Consider the following 14354-nt stretch of genomic DNA (forward strand, 5'->3'; position numbering starts at 1 on the left):
TGTCGCGCCGCTATAAAAAAATTGTTTTTGTTCGGCAATCATACGTTCGACGTCCAAAACCATATCGTTTACCCCTTGATCATGGATTGAAAATCCGGGTCTGCTACCCGATCGAACTGGGTGTCGTCGTTACTTTTTCGCGTTTTTTGGCATTCGGATTTTCCGGAATTTTTAAGCCCAAATGACTGCGCAGCGTGTCTCCCTCATACTCTTCTCTAAACAGCCCACGTCTTTGCAGCTCCGGTATAACATAATCAACAATAAGATTTAAATCTTCCGGGAAAGTCGGCGGGATAACATTGAATCCGTCCGCCCCTCCTTTGACAAACCACTCTTCCAGTTGATCTGCAATTTGTTCGGGCGTTCCCGTCACTTCAAAATGTCCGCGCGCCGATGAAATGCGTTCGTAGATGTCACGCAGCGTTTTTAATCCTTCCCGTTTGGCTATATCGCAAATAATTTTGTAACGGACACGCGGATTGGTCGGATCTGCGTATGTGTCGTATTCCGGGAAAGGATCGTCCGGATGAAATCCTCTAAAGTCGATTTGGGTAAATTCGGATAAAAACAGAAGCCCGGCGCCCGGCATAATCAATTTGTTAAGCTCTTCGCGCTTTTTCGCGCCTCTTCCTCGGTCCTCCCGACCGTAATATATACCCCCGGCATAATCTTGACGTCATCGCGCTCACGATTATATTTGGCCAGACGGCCTTTCAGATCTTCATAAAACGCTTGCGCATGCTGCAGCGATTGGCAAGCTGTAAATACGACTTCAGCCGTTCTGGCAGCGAGCTCTTTCCCCGCCTCCGACGATCCGGCTTGCACGATGACCGGATGTCCTTGCGGCGCGCCGGCGCATCCAATAGTCCGCTTACTTTAAACCATTTCCCTTCATGCTTGACGGGATGCACTTTGGATACGTCGATGAATTGGCCGGTTTCTTTATTGGCTACAACCGCATCCCCTTCTATGGAGAACCAGAATTTCTTGACGACATCCAGAAATTCCTCGGCGCGGTCATAACGATCCGCATGCGACAAATGCTCTTCTTTGCCATAGACGGTAGCTTCAAGATCGTTGGCCGACGTCACGACATTCCAGCCCGCTCGTCCTTTCGACAAATGATCGAGGGAACCGAATTTCCTTGCGATATGAAACGGCTCATTGTAAGTCGTCGATGCGGTAACGGTAAGCCCGATTTTTTCGTAGCGCCGGAAAGTGCGGCCAAAATCATTAACGGATCCAGTTTTAATTCGGAGTACGAATTTTCATGAATCGGACGAGCTACCGAATCGGCAATAAATAACATATCAAATTTGCCGCGCTCTGCTGTTTGGGCAATTTCGATCAAATAATCGAGATCATAATTGCGATGCGACTGGGATGATGGATGTCTCCAACTTGCCAAATGCTGCCCAGGCAACTGAATGAATAATCCTAAATTCATTTTTTACGCATTGTTGTACGCCCCTTCATTAAAACATTTATGTGTATGATTCACAACAATTAGCTCACTGAGATGTTTCCGTTATTCCCTTATTTTCGAGAGACTTATTTATGGTTTTCTTGCCGGTTTCCTGTATGAACACCAGGATAAGAACAAGGGAAATGAGCGGTAAGCTGACAGCTAGGGCAGCGGCTTTCCCTAAGCCGAGCGATAATGCGAGCGTTGACACAACGGTAGGAACCAGGATTTGCCCCAGGCGGCCGACGATGTTATTGGCCCAAGCCATTGCGCTTGCACGAATATCGGTGGGAAAGAGCTCATTGGTCAGCGTCGAACCGACAATTAGGAAAGAATTCACGAAACCGGCCGCGATAATGCTGCAAATCAGCACCGCGTAAAATTATGGAGTGTGAACATGAAAACACTACATATACATCCAACGATAATAATGATCGTCGCGGCACGCTTGCGTCCGATTCTATCCATCAGCTTGCCATTCAAAGCAATGATCAAAATTCCCGTAATGGTTTGCGTCAATAATCCGATGCTCACCATGTTTGGGGTCCAGTTCAATTCGTTTACGACCCTTAAGGTGAAGAAATTTAGAGTACCTTTGATTCCGAAATAGAGAAAGACCCATACGATGGACATGACCGCCATATATTTGAGATAGGGGCTTTTCCAAGGTCCTAAAAAGTCTTCTCTCGAAGGCCGGATGCCGCTTTTCTTCTCTTCCTGCAATTGCAGAAAAGCTTCGGTTTCCGGCAATCTCTTCCTAAGCAGAAATACCGGAATCATCGGAATGGCTCCGAAAATGTAAAGTACGCGCCAGCTGAGGCCCAGCTTCGTGATGATGGGAAGCAGAATGCCGATAAACAAAGCGCCGAAAACCGCCGTAAGCTGGAATCGTCCGACCGCGCTTCCCCGATGTTCGGCGGAAAACTCCTCACAGAGAATGACATACCCGACAGACCAGCAGCCGATTAAAAAATGCGTGCGGCAAACTGCAGAAAAATAAAAACTTCGACATTGGGCGCGAAAGCGGTGAGCAGACTAAAAATGGAAAACATATAAACGCTCGTTAAAAACACTTTGCGGCGTCCGATTATATCAGCCATTCGAGATACGAAGAATGCAACCATTGTTCCAATGGCAATGATGGAAAGAACATAACCCGATCTCTGCGTCGTTATTCCAAAATCTTGCATAATATACGGCAGAGCAATATTGATGACCGCATCGTCGAAGCCCTCGAAAAAAGCCCCCGAAATGATAATGGGCCATCATTCTTTTTGACGTGAGTTCAGTATAAACTTTGTGCTCAATGAACTTCCTCCCGGGAAAAAACAATAAAAAAAGGCCTCATTCCCCTTTAAAAGAGAATGAGACCTCCATTTGAACGGTCGGTCCGTATAAACTACGAATGATCGTTTATATAAAGAGATAATAGCATAATAAATTTTAATGATGCAATACTTTTTTACTATTTCCCTATATGCTTAATAGGATTTGCTTTCGCTTCAACAGCAGAACCCCATCACTGTCCAGCGGATCGGACGCTGCGGGCGGTTCCGGCGTGACAAAAGCTGTGTTGTCGCAAGCGGCTTCCCGGACTTTCATGTTTCCCTATGAAGCGGTGCGGCCAACCGCCTTTTGCTTCGCGTGAACAATGCAAAAAAGCCAGCAACTCATCTTAAAAGAGTTGCTGGCTTTATCCTTCCTTTTCCGCATCAGCCCTCGCGCGCGAGTCTCTTGGCATACTCCAGCGGATTCAAGTAAATTCTGCGATTTCGCCCGTATGCTTTTTCAACCGATACTTTGGCCGATTGGGCGTTGCATTCGATCAGCCATATTCGTCCCTTGCGATCCAAGCCAAAGTCGATACCGATTTCGCCGAATTTTCCGTAGCGCTTCTCAATGCTTTTATACAGCTTAATGAGAAATTCGGTGATTCTCTTCTTCAACCCGCTGATCTCGTCTTTGGAGTATTCGGGAAACAGCTTCGGCAAATAGTCGTGGAAACGATAAGCGGTGCCATGGGTCGATATCGGCGAATTTGGGCGTCCGACACGGATCGGAATCGCCACAATCTCAATTTCCCCGTATTTGTTCCGCTGCAGCTCGGCTCGCAAGTCCACGGTGCGATCATTGCCGTCTTTCACCAGATCGATTCCTTGCTGGACAAGAATTTTTCTGTTGCCAAAAAAACGCCTTAACACTTTGTTCATATCCTTGAAGTGGTTCGCCCTGTTGCGAACGAGGCTGCCGATGACCGAGTAGCTATACCGGTACCCCCTGTGCTTCACTTTGATGACCCGCATCACCTGCATGCCCCGCCTGCCCCGGCACGCTTTGATATAGACATTGCCGAGTCTCCGAATATAGGTCCTTGCCTCACTTGGATTGTCAAGCGTTTTGGTAAAAGGCAAATAAGGCTGCAGATCGGGATCCCGCTGCAAATAGAGGAAAAGCTCGCCTTTATCGAAACCCGTCAGGGCGTTGATTCGTTTGATCCCCAAATTGTCGAAACGCTTGACGACCCGGGCCACCCCCGAACCTGTTCCGCCCCGGACATAAAGCACGTTCGGTAAAGGGAACCTTTTTCTCCTCCATTTCTTTGTCAGAGCATCGTAATACGTGCCGTATATGCCCCTTCGTTTGTAGTTGATATCTTTTGTTCCGAAGAAATACAGATTCGTTCCGGCCTTTCTGTTTGCTTCGGCAAGTCTCTGGACGCCCCTGGTTTTCACGAAGCGGTTCCCCAGAATGACGCCGACGATCGGTCTCTTGCGAGAAGATAATGCCAAATCGATACACCCCTTTTGGAATTACGAATTGGTTTTGGCTTTTCTCGGAAGATCGGGCAATTCATTGACAGATACGACTTCCTCTGTTTTCTTGGCCGGTTTGCTCCAGTACCTTTCATTCCCCGGCAAATCATCGAACCAGGCTGCATCCTTGGGACAATCCAGAACCATCAGCTTGCCGAAGTCGCCATTGCGGGACTGGTGGTATTTCAGATAAGCTTTGCCGTTCTCCACGGCTAAAATTTCGATTTTGCCCGACGTATGGCTCATGCACAGCTTTACCCGTTTGCCGAGGCCAGATGTCCGCGACTTGGCTTCTTCCACGATGCGGTATACGTCTTCCAGCGAGAGGACGAAGTCACGGTTTCCGGCTACAGGTCGATTCACGAAGAAATAGTACGGCGTAATACCAGCCCACGACAATTGATCCAACAACTCGCCTAGAACGGCGGGATCGTCATTGATGCCTTTCAGAATAGGCGTTTGATTCACCACGATCGCTCCGGCATCGTACAACGCTTTGAAGCAGGTTCTGGCTTCAGCGGTAATTTCCCGCGGATGATTGACATGAGCCATCACGTAGATCCGTTTGTCTTCCGTGGAGTGGGCGCGAATAAGCCGGAGCAGCTCCTCATCTTCATAAATGCGCATCGGATTAAAGAGCGGCATCTTCGAACCGATGCGGATGATCTTCACATGATCCATCGACCGAAGAGCTGCCAGGATGCTGCCCAGCTTCTTGGTCGATAAGATAAACGGATCGCCGCCCGTCAGCAGCACATTGTTGATTTCGGGATGAGCCGAAATGTAATCCAGCCCTTGCTGGATATCCGGCATGGCCTCCTTCACATCCTCGCGAAACAGCCGCTTCCGGAAGCAGAATCTGCAGTAGGAGCCGCACACCTCCGACACGAGCAGCAGCGCCGTCGTGGGGTACTTGTGCTGGCATCCCTTTACCACGTAGTTGGTATCTTCGTCGGATGCGTCCCAGCGCCCGTATTCCTGCAGCTCGCTCACGTTCGGTATCACCAGCCGCCGGATCGGATCGTTCAGATCGGACCAATCGATAAGCTTCAAGTAATAATCGTTAAGCCGGAAAACGAATTTGTCGATGACCGGCCGCAATGCTTCTTTTTTCGTCTTCCGTCAAATGCGGGAGACGTTCGATATCCGTTATATATTTAACCGGCATGACAGATCCCCCTCGTCCACAATCTCAGCCAGTATCGCAACGTTATCATTCCTTTCGGATTGTATGGATCGGTGACCGCGTCTATGGACCGGCGCTTGTCAGCGAATGCGGAGAAGCCCGAAATATTCGATCCCGGGCGGCCGAAGAGAATAAGGATGCGAATACCTGTCAGCTTCATTTGATCCATCTTTTGGATTCGCGGTATTTTCGATACAATTCCCGATCAAGCGAATCCAGCCCACTGTTGTCCGGATTTGTATTGGCTTCGATAAACCATATTTTCCCTCTCTTATCGATGGCCATATCGAGCCCGACGATCTTCAGCGGAAACTGCGAACCCAGCAATTGCGCGATTTGATGGGACGTATCGATCAAATCCCGCAAAACCTTGTAGCTGTCGACGGATTGATCGATGCCCTTCAGCACTTTGATGATATTGATATCCTTGGCTCCCTTCGCGATATTGGTGACGACCGAACGCTCAGACGGCGCGACTTTGGCGGACATTAACGAAACCCGCCATCTTTTGAGCGGCTTCTGCAGGACGATGCGAATGTCGAAGGGACGGCCGTGATAGGTGGCGAGGTTAATGCCTTGCTGCACCAGGTATTTTTTCCCGGGGTCATCAGCTTCCTGATTTTGTGTTTCAACTCTTTCATGGAGCATTGGTCCGTTCGATCCCGATGCGAAATCTCCACCTGCGAAGCGTTCAGCTTTCTGACTCGAATAACACCGTTTCCTTTTCTGCCGATATCCGGTTTAATATAGACGGACGAATAGAGCTTTAACATGTTGCGAAGACGCGCAGCGCGATACCAGTATGTCTTCGGAACATGACGCGACAGGATCGGATCGTTCATCAACGTCTTCCCTTTTTCATCTTGCTGCGGATAATTTGATGACGCATGGGCTCAACTCTCCCCTTAACTCATAGAATCCGATGCAAACTGCCTAGATACAGATCCAATGCTTTGCCACTGGGAACCGCGCTGTGGACCTTCCGGGTGCTTTTGTTCAGCCGAATCGCCCGGATAAGCGGATAGGGGGTATGAAGCAGCGCGAACAACAGATGCCTGTCTCCGGTGCTAAGCGGCTTGAAGCGATCGTAATATTCGATCCATCGGAGCCATTCGTGGCCTTTCCAGGCCACATTCCGCTGCAAAATATGAGCAAGGTCCGCCATTCTGGGCTCCAGGGACGCATTCTCGAAATCGATCGGATGCATATTGCCCTGCGGATCTGCGATCAGATTGGGATAATTGTAATCCCCGTGCACAAAGGCACGAACGGACGCCTCGTGCTCCACCGCTTCGATGCACTGCTCTTCACCCAGATGGCGTATGGCCGCATCGCATAAGGAAACGCACATGTCTATGAAACCCGACGCTTCATAGGCAAGCAGATATCCGCGATAATCTTCGATTCGGCTGCGCAGATGCGTATATCGTTCCCTTGCAGCCGGAACGTCGCCAAGCGCCGGGAACTCGGCATGACGATGGAGTTCGGCAAGTGTCCGGAGCGCCTTCTTCCACTCCGTCCGCTCATTGAAATTCGCAATCCTCCCCGGTACCCAGTCCGTGATCATATACAAGCTTTCTTTGCTTCCGATGCAATAAGTCCCGTCTATGTTCGGGACAACTTGGGGAGCGTGCCGAAATCCCGAATCCGCAAGATGAATCAGCAATCTGGCGATAAAATCAACCTCCGGCTTGGGGATGTCGTAACGTTTAACGCAGATCAGCCTGCCATCTGCCGTCGATAGCCGGTGAACATCGCGAAAATCCTTCATGCGGCTGATCTTCACAGAATAGGCTTCCTCAATGCGAGCGACCAGCGACATGGCCATCCCCGCCCTCCACCGGAACCGGCTGGACCGAAGACAGATGCTTCGGCTTGAAATCGGCCCAGCTGTCCAGCCACTCCACCATCTCCAATCGTTTCCCCCACGTCTCCTTCAACACCTCGAATATGGTCGAAGGACGGCCGGACCGGATTTGCCGGGCCGCAACCCAAGCTCCCGGGCAGCCGGCTAAGGGAAGCAACGATCATCCGCTCTTCCCGGCCAAGAGGACGAATCGATTCATAACCGTCGAGGAGCGCTTTGATGTGCGGTACCGTAAAATTCGTGATGTTGTTCAACGTTTTGGCAACCTCGTAATAGGCTGAACCCGGCCTGGCAAGTTCCCAATCCACCAGATAGACGCTTCCTGACCGAACGATCACATTCGGTCTGGTTACATCGCCGTGAATGATCGACGGCTTCTCCTTCCGCAGCATCCGTTGAACACCGAGCTGGCTGATCACGGACCATGACTTCTCAGCAAGGGACAGACATTCCGCGCCATGCTCCTGAAACCATTCGCTGATCCTGCTTTCGTCACGGAGAAGCTCCTGCAGGTGTGAAGCAAATCGCCGATGATGGCGCCAAAAGCGGTTGACTTCGCGTGCCGTGTAGGATGGATAACCGGATTTCAGCGAAGGCGTTATAAGATGCAGCCGCCCTAGCGCCGCTCCGAGCTTCTGAAAATCCTGTTCGTGATGGCCCAGCTCGGAGCCGTCTATCCATTCCGTTACATAATAGAGTCGGCCGCCCTTTGAGCACCAGTATTTTCCGTTTTTTGCGGGAATCCACCGCGGCAGACTTCTGAAATGATGTGCATGGAGTTGTGCAATTCGTTTATAGATTCCGCTTAGGCGCGCCGACGAGCCTCTAAAGGGTTTAAGGCAGTATGTCCCTTTATTTGTGGATACCCGGTAAGCGGCCGCTTTCTTATAAAGGGAACGGTACGTCTTTACACGATGAGACTCCAGGCCATACTGCATCAGGACGGACCGCAGGCGCTGCTTCCGCTTCGACAACTCCATGAAGGAAATACCTCCGTTCAGTTCGAATGTTGAACGAAACGTGATCCCATGAATCGATTAGGAGACCGTATACCCTAAAGAATGCATCAATTGCTCCGCAAGTGTCGGCTTGTGCGGAGAAATAAACAGCTATTTATCGGCTCCTATCACCTTTCGTGAAGCCGACACAAGCCCGGGCGATCCTTAAGTCCTTATAACATGATAAAAGGACTGCAACATGGCAGTCCTAGTGTTCCTTTACTATTTTGACTTCTTCGATTTTCACTTCTCCATCTTTCTTCTTAACCCGCACGTATATCACGGTAACGTTCGACCGCCGCAAGCTCTCCGAATAGCGTTCTGCGGATACCGTCAAGGAAGATCAGAAATCAAAGTCTTTGTAATTGTCCTTCGTAAAGTCGGACGGCGGGCCCATAACTACGGTGATCCCGTCCGAAGCGACGGTAATTTTCCCGACGTTCGGCACGTCCATGCCGTCCGTAACCGCCCTTCCTTCCAGCAGCTCCTTCGCCAAATAGACCGTTAAATAGCCCAGTTTCGCCGGATCCCACAGAACCGCCACATCGAGCGAGCCGTCCTCCAGGAAAGGGCCCGAGTCCGTCGGAAGCGCCGTGCCTACGACGGCCACCGTATTCTGCAAGCCCTTCTCTTGCACCGCTTGAGCGGCGCCGAGCGGTGCAACCGTGCTGTAGGCCGCGATGCCTTTAAGATCGGGGTACGCCTTCAAAATTTCCAACGTTTTTTGATAGGCCACTTGCTGTTTTTCGTCGCTCGGAATCCGTTCGGTCACCAGCTTCAGATTCGGATATTTCTCTTTCGCATACGATTGTCCGAAGTCGATCCAGGTGTTCAGGTTGCTGGCCGACAGCCCGCCCGTCACGATCGCGTATTCCCCGGAATCGCCCATATGCTCGACCAATCTGTCGATGATATGCTCGCCGAACATTTGATTATCGATTTGGTTTACGGAGAGCTCCACTACGGAACGATCGGCATGGGTATCCCAGTCCATGACGAGAATGCCGGCATCCTTGGCCTTCTTGAGTACGGGAGTCAGCGCTGCGGCATCATTGGGCGCAACCGCAATCGCATCCACCTGCTTGCTGATCAGATCCTCGATCACTTTAACCTGCTGCGCGGCATCCGCCTGGGTAGGGCCCGTATAGATGACGTTGACGCCCAGCTCTTCTCCCGCCTTGACGGCCCCCGCTTCGGAAGCGTTGAAGTACGGAATGCCGACCAATTTGGGCACGACCGCAATCGTCAGCTTATCTCCTGCCGCGGAGTCGCCTCCGCTGCTGCTTGTATTGGCAGAGCCGGCAGTCTCGGCCGGATTGTCCTGACCGCCGCCTGCGCTGTTGTTGCTCCCGCAAGCAGCAAGGAATAAGGCGAACGTCATAACCAGTCCAAGCAAAATGATACCCGTTTTTTCATCTGAACCTAACCTCCCTGATTTTCATGTTCTATTCAACCGTCAGGAACTGGCCGAAGCCTTTCCCGTCAGTACACGGCCGATGTCGTGCAAGGCATGCTTGATATGCTCGGACAAATAGTTCGCGACAAGCACGACGATCAGGATGCCGCCCATCATGACATTGACGATATGCGGGGATAAACCGTACAGGTTCAAGGCGCTCGACAGAATCTGAAAGATGCATACCCCGATGACCGTTCCTTTGACGGTTCCCGAGCCGCCCCGCACGCTCGTTCCGCCCAATACGACCGCGGCCACGCTCAGCAGCAGATAGGACGATCCGTAATCGACTTTGCCCGAATTGTAGCGGGATGTCATAATGACTGCCGCAATGAGCGCCATAAGCGCGGAGAATAAATACACATAGATCAGCACGCGGCGAACGGGAATGCCCGAGTAAAGAGCGGCGGTCGGATTGCTTCCCAGCATATAGGCGCTGCGTCCCCATACGGTACGATTCAGCAGCACGGACGTGACGATCGCCGCCGCAATGAAGAACAACATCGGAAGCGGAATCGGTCCGACGGAAGATCCGCCGATGACATAGTACGATTCGGGAAACCCGGATATCGACCCGCCTTTGGTTACCCGCAGCGCGAGTCCTTCGAACAGCAGCATGGATCCGAGCGTCAGCACGATCGGCGATACGCCGATTCGGGCGATGAAGAACCCGTTGAACAGTCCGCACAACAAGGCCGTGCAAGCCCCGGCCGCAATCGCAAGCGGCACCGGCCATCCCTGAACGAGGCCCCAGGCCACGGCGATCCCGGATAACGACGAGATATAGGTAATGGACAGGTCGATGCCGGATGTCAGAATGACGACCATCATTCCCAATGAGATCAGTCCCAGCTCCGGCATCTGCACCATCATCGACTTCAGGTTCGTCTCGGACAGAAAGTTGGGAGCGGTTAAGGCAAACAATCCGAAGAGCCCCAGAAACACCGCAAGCAGCACTTTTTCATACAAGCTGAATCTCATTTCCCGCACCTCCTTATTGCAAGACGTCTATTTTGGCCAGCCTTCTCTCCCTGCGTTTTCGCTGGATGATATCGAACGACACCGCAGTTACGATGAACAAGCCGATGATGACTTTGTGCCAGAAGCTTGGAACATGCGTTAACGTTAGACCGTTGCTGATGACCGCGAGCAGCGCGACCCCGAGCAGCGTGCCCGTGACGCTGCCGCTGCCGCCCAGAATATTGGCGCCGCCGAGCACGACCGCGGCGATCACTTGCAATTCGAAACCGGTAAACGCGCTGGGATCGACTTGCCGATATATGGACGTATGCACGAATGCGGCGAGACCGGACAAAAAGCCCATATACGTGTAAACGAACAATTGGACGCGATCCTGCCTGATGCCGGCTCTTTCCGCGGACAACGGATTTCCCCCGACGGCGTAAATCATGCGGCCGATTCGCAGATGTTTCAGCATATAGCCGGTCGCTGCGGCGACCAGTACGAGAAACAGAACTTGAATGGGGATGGCCAGCGTACCGCCGCTCATCGGGATGCCGAACAGATTTTGGCGGCCGAAATCGATAAAGGCTTGGGGCAAATTGTTGATCCAGATGCCGCCGGTCACATACATCGCGATCCCGCTATAGATCGATAACGTCCCGAGCGTAACCACAATCGCATGCACTCTGATTTTGGATATCAGCCATCCGTTTATGGCGCCCAGGACAGCGCCGCCGGCTACCGACATCAGAAGCACGACGGACAGATCGTACCCGAACGCCACCATCCACTTGCCGATCAGCACCGAGACCAGTGCGGTCATCGCCCCCACGGACACATCGATCCCGCCGATGACGATTACGAGCGTCATGCCGATAGCCATCATCGCGAGTACGACATTCGTCTTCAGCATGTCGATCATGTTTTCCATCGTCAAAAAGACGGGGCTTCTGACGGCCAGTACCGCGGATAACGCGATCAGAATGAGGAAGATTCCGCCCTCTTTCGTATTGAGCCATTTCATGCCGACGCTCCTCCTTCCGGCAAGGACGAAACCGGGGCGCCGAGCAGCGCTTTATTCATAATGTCCACCTGCGTGACGCCGTCGTTGACAAATTCGCCTACCATTCTGCCCCGGCGCATGACCAGAATTCGATCGCAAGCGCTTAAAATTTCCGGCAGCTCGGAAGAAATCATAATGATCGCCATGCCGGATTCGGCCAGCTGCCGCAGCAATTTATGAATTTCTGTCTTCGCTCCGATATCGATGCCGTTCGTCGGTTCGTCGATGATCAATACTTTTGGCGACGAAGCCAGCCACTTTCCGATTACAACCTTTTGCTGATTTCCTCCGGATAATTGTCCGGCCTGCATATCGGCCAGGGCGGGACGGATGTCCAGCTTCGATATGAACGATTCCGCCAGTTGCCGCTCTTTCTTCCTTACAATGAGACGCAGCTTGTTCGTCAACCTGTTCAAGACCGACAGGGACAAATTGCGGGTGATCGACTGCGTCAGCACCAGCCCTTGCGTTTGACGGCTTTCCGGAACGTAGGCCAGGCCCAGCCGGACCGCTTCCGTGGTCGATCTCGGGTTGATCTTCCTGCCATGCAGACGGATTTCCCCTTCATCCGCGGTTTCGATCCCGAACAAAGCCTGCGCCAGCTCCGTGCGCCCCGCACCGACCAGCCCCGTGATACCTACGATTTCTCCGGCTCCGACCGAAAAATGAATATCCTTGAAATTTCCTTTTTCGATAGCCCGCTCACTTCAAGCACCGTTTCATACGTTTTGAACGGCTCCTCGACCAGCTTCTCGTATTCGATGCTGCGCCCGACCATTAAAGAGATCAGCTTGGCTTGATCCAATTGCTCGCGTTCGTAACAGCCTACCCATTGTCCGTCTCTGAGTACGGTGAAACGGTCCGAAACGGCAAACAGCTCATCCAGCTTATGGCTCACGAACAGAATCGAAATCCCTTTCTCTTTCAATTCGCGAATAATTCGGAACAAAACTTCTACTTCTCCGGAAGATAGAGACGAGGTCGGCTCGTCCAGAATAATCAGCTTGGCATCGAAGGCGATCGCTCTGGCGATCGACACCAGCTGTTGCTTGGCGATGCTCAGATTTTCGACCGGATCATGAAGATCGAGCGAGATGCCCAGCCGTTCCAGCGCAGACGCGGCCGTTTTGCGAATTTCGGACCATTTGACGCGAAAGCCGGACAGCTTGGACTGCCCCATCGTAATATTTTCCGCCACGGATAAATTGGGAAACAGGCTCAAATCCTGATAATTGACGGATATCCCTTGATGGATCGCATCCGAAGCGCTATGAAAAACGATCGGCTTGCCGTCGATCCGCAATTCCCCCCCTGGGTCGGGCTGGATCACGCCGGCCAAAATTTTGATCAGCGTAGATTTTCCGGCGCCATTCTCGCCGACCAACGCATGCACTTCGCCTCTCCGAACTTCCAACGAAACATTGTGCAGGGCCCGGACTCCCGGATAGGTTTTGCTCATATTGGCCATCTCCAAGAAATTACCCGCCATACCGCTCCCCCTCTAAAAACTGTTGATCTCGATGTCTGTCAGGCCAACCGGTATTTGCGCTGCATCGAACGAATAAAGGAGGTCCCTTCGCTGACCAACGTATCGCCGTCCTTGGCCAATTGCCGCCATACCCACGTATTCATATTGTCCGTAATGTCCACGAACGACTCCAAAGCCGCATTGCCGCGGTATTGAATCTCGCCGAGTGCGGAGAACAGATCCTCCCAATCGACCAGTCCGGTCCCCGGTATACCGCGATCGTTCTCGCACAGGTGGATATGGATCAGCTTGTCGCCGGCCGTTCTGACCGCATCGGAGAAGCTTTTCTCTTCGATATTCATGTGGTAGGTGTCCAAATGAATGCCCACATTATCCGCTCCGATCATCTTTACCAATTTCAGCGCCTGTTCCGCCGTATTGATCAAATAGGTCTCGTACCGGTTGACCGGCTCCAATCCGATGATCACACCGAGCGATTCGGCGTGCTCCGCAACTTCGCGCAACCCTTCCGCCGCCATCTCCCATACCGCGGAATCCGGTCTCCGGACGGCAGGCTTCACATGCCGGGAGTAGATAACGCCGCTGAAATGGGTTGCGCCGATTTCAGCGGTTGCAGCGACGCAGTTTTCAAATATCGGACGGCTCTGCGTCTTTCCTCCCGGTCTTCGCTCGTCAGATCCATCCCTTCCAACAATACGGTGGACGTGCAGCTGCCCAGTCCGGCGTCCCGGAGTCTCTTCCGGACTTGCTGCGTATCGAACAGCTCCAGTCTCATCAACGGGATTTCGATGAGGTCCATATTCAATCCCTTGGCCCGATCAATCAGATGCAACGTTTCATTGCTCCAGACGGAACACCATGCATAGGCATGAATACCGATTTTCACCTTGACGCCCCCCTGCCGAATTGACTTTGACGCTCTTCATCATAAGAGCAAACGAACAAGGAACAAAGGAGTCATTCTTCGTTTCAGGGGGACACTTTTCTGTTTTGCGAAAACAAATACCCGCGGGCGCTTCGCGGGTTATTCGTACAATTCTTTGTAGCGGGACGG

The 14354-nt window shown here is 52.1% G+C and carries 19 protein-coding genes and 1 pseudogene; all 20 read right to left on the bottom strand.

Going from position 1 to position 14354, the window contains the following annotated elements:
* Positions 1-103 precede the first annotated feature (103 nt).
* Positions 104-595, bottom strand: coding sequence for an LLM class oxidoreductase (locus PACILC2_RS28970; RefSeq protein ID WP_307860689.1), 492 nt, complete (start codon positions 593-595; stop codon positions 104-106).
* Positions 592-825: an LLM class flavin-dependent oxidoreductase gene (locus PACILC2_RS28975; protein WP_307860690.1), complete on the bottom strand. Its 234-nt coding sequence runs from the start codon at positions 823-825 to the stop codon at positions 592-594. Before PACILC2_RS28975 ends, PACILC2_RS28970 begins: the two co-directional genes overlap by 4 nt.
* The gene (locus tag PACILC2_RS28980; RefSeq protein ID WP_307860692.1) at positions 714-1199 is read right to left on the bottom strand and encodes an LLM class flavin-dependent oxidoreductase; all 486 of its coding nucleotides are present in this window, start codon (positions 1197-1199) and stop codon (positions 714-716) included. The genes PACILC2_RS28975 and PACILC2_RS28980 overlap by 112 nt, the downstream gene beginning before the upstream one ends.
* Positions 1088-1447: an LLM class flavin-dependent oxidoreductase gene (locus PACILC2_RS28985; protein WP_307860691.1), complete on the bottom strand. Its 360-nt coding sequence runs from the start codon at positions 1445-1447 to the stop codon at positions 1088-1090. Before PACILC2_RS28985 ends, PACILC2_RS28980 begins: the two co-directional genes overlap by 112 nt.
* Before the next feature lie 64 nt (positions 1448-1511).
* Positions 1512-1838, bottom strand: coding sequence for an MFS transporter (locus PACILC2_RS23250; protein WP_213531171.1), 327 nt, complete (start codon positions 1836-1838; stop codon positions 1512-1514).
* Positions 1832-2431, bottom strand: a complete 600-nt coding sequence (locus PACILC2_RS23255) for an MFS transporter (protein WP_213531190.1) — start codon at positions 2429-2431, stop codon at positions 1832-1834. Before PACILC2_RS23255 ends, PACILC2_RS23250 begins: the two co-directional genes overlap by 7 nt.
* Positions 2431-2724, bottom strand: coding sequence for an MFS transporter (locus tag PACILC2_RS29600; protein ID WP_213531192.1), 294 nt, complete (start codon positions 2722-2724; stop codon positions 2431-2433). The genes PACILC2_RS23255 and PACILC2_RS29600 overlap by 1 nt, the downstream gene beginning before the upstream one ends.
* A 453-nt stretch (positions 2725-3177) precedes the next feature.
* A complete protein-coding gene (locus PACILC2_RS23265) occupies positions 3178-4254 on the bottom strand; it encodes a YheC/YheD family endospore coat-associated protein (protein ID WP_213531173.1) in 1077 nt (358 codons plus the stop codon).
* A gap of 21 nt (positions 4255-4275) precedes the next feature.
* Positions 4276-5446 (bottom strand): annotated as a pseudogene (locus PACILC2_RS23270) (KamA family radical SAM protein).
* Positions 5447-5620: 174 nt separating this feature from the next.
* Positions 5621-6049 carry a YheC/YheD family protein gene (locus PACILC2_RS23275; protein WP_213531176.1) on the bottom strand — a complete coding sequence of 143 codons (429 nt, stop codon included), beginning with the start codon at positions 6047-6049 and terminating at the stop codon, positions 5621-5623.
* Complete coding sequence (locus tag PACILC2_RS29605) at positions 5953-6306, bottom strand: YheC/YheD family protein (protein WP_372447217.1); 354 nt, start codon at positions 6304-6306, stop codon at positions 5953-5955. Before PACILC2_RS29605 ends, PACILC2_RS23275 begins: the two co-directional genes overlap by 97 nt.
* A gap of 68 nt (positions 6307-6374) precedes the next feature.
* Complete coding sequence (locus tag PACILC2_RS23280) at positions 6375-7250, bottom strand: phosphotransferase (RefSeq protein WP_213531178.1); 876 nt, start codon at positions 7248-7250, stop codon at positions 6375-6377.
* Positions 7247-8311, bottom strand: a complete 1065-nt coding sequence (locus tag PACILC2_RS23285) for a phosphotransferase (protein WP_213531180.1) — start codon at positions 8309-8311, stop codon at positions 7247-7249. The genes PACILC2_RS23280 and PACILC2_RS23285 overlap by 4 nt, the downstream gene beginning before the upstream one ends.
* A 361-nt stretch (positions 8312-8672) precedes the next feature.
* Positions 8673-9725, bottom strand: coding sequence for an autoinducer 2 ABC transporter substrate-binding protein (locus PACILC2_RS23290; RefSeq protein ID WP_213531182.1), 1053 nt, complete (start codon positions 9723-9725; stop codon positions 8673-8675).
* Between the two features lie 60 nt (positions 9726-9785).
* Complete coding sequence (locus tag PACILC2_RS23295; protein WP_213531184.1) at positions 9786-10766, bottom strand: ABC transporter permease; 981 nt, start codon at positions 10764-10766, stop codon at positions 9786-9788.
* A 13-nt stretch (positions 10767-10779) separates the two neighbouring features.
* Positions 10780-11772: an ABC transporter permease gene (locus tag PACILC2_RS23300; protein ID WP_213531186.1), complete on the bottom strand. Its 993-nt coding sequence runs from the start codon at positions 11770-11772 to the stop codon at positions 10780-10782.
* Positions 11769-12506, bottom strand: coding sequence for an ATP-binding cassette domain-containing protein (locus PACILC2_RS23305; protein ID WP_213531194.1), 738 nt, complete (start codon positions 12504-12506; stop codon positions 11769-11771). The genes PACILC2_RS23300 and PACILC2_RS23305 overlap by 4 nt, the downstream gene beginning before the upstream one ends.
* Positions 12449-13300 (bottom strand): ATP-binding cassette domain-containing protein, encoded by an 852-nt coding sequence (locus PACILC2_RS23310; RefSeq protein ID WP_213531188.1) that lies wholly within the window; start codon positions 13298-13300, stop codon positions 12449-12451. Before PACILC2_RS23310 ends, PACILC2_RS23305 begins: the two co-directional genes overlap by 58 nt.
* A gap of 38 nt (positions 13301-13338) precedes the next feature.
* Complete coding sequence (locus tag PACILC2_RS23315) at positions 13339-13935, bottom strand: sugar phosphate isomerase/epimerase family protein (protein ID WP_307860693.1); 597 nt, start codon at positions 13933-13935, stop codon at positions 13339-13341.
* A complete protein-coding gene (locus PACILC2_RS27550) occupies positions 13857-14186 on the bottom strand; it encodes an IolE/MocC family protein (RefSeq protein WP_244863786.1) in 330 nt (109 codons plus the stop codon). Before PACILC2_RS27550 ends, PACILC2_RS23315 begins: the two co-directional genes overlap by 79 nt.
* Positions 14187-14354 lie beyond the last annotated feature (168 nt).

Source organism: Paenibacillus cisolokensis, from assembly GCF_018403665.1.
Lineage (GTDB): Bacteria > Bacillota > Bacilli > Paenibacillales > Paenibacillaceae > Paenibacillus_AH > Paenibacillus_AH cisolokensis.

Bases quoted from the DNA above. Each gene is read 5' to 3' on its own strand.
- PACILC2_RS23300 (WP_213531186.1), bottom strand. From the start codon at position 11,772: ATGAAATGGCTCAATACGAAAGAGGGCGGAATCTTCCTCATTCTGATC.
- PACILC2_RS28985 (WP_307860691.1), bottom strand. From the start codon at position 1,447: ATGAATTTAGGATTATTCATTCAGTTGCCTGGGCAGCATTTGGCAAGT.
- PACILC2_RS23285 (WP_213531180.1), bottom strand. From the start codon at position 8,311: ATGGAGTTGTCGAAGCGGAAGCAGCGCCTGCGGTCCGTCCTGATGCAG.
- PACILC2_RS23310 (WP_213531188.1), bottom strand. From the start codon at position 13,300: ATGGCGGGTAATTTCTTGGAGATGGCCAATATGAGCAAAACCTATCCG.
- PACILC2_RS23295 (WP_213531184.1), bottom strand. From the start codon at position 10,766: ATGAGATTCAGCTTGTATGAAAAAGTGCTGCTTGCGGTGTTTCTGGGG.
- PACILC2_RS29605 (WP_372447217.1), bottom strand. From the start codon at position 6,306: ATGAACGATCCGATCCTGTCGCGTCATGTTCCGAAGACATACTGGTAT.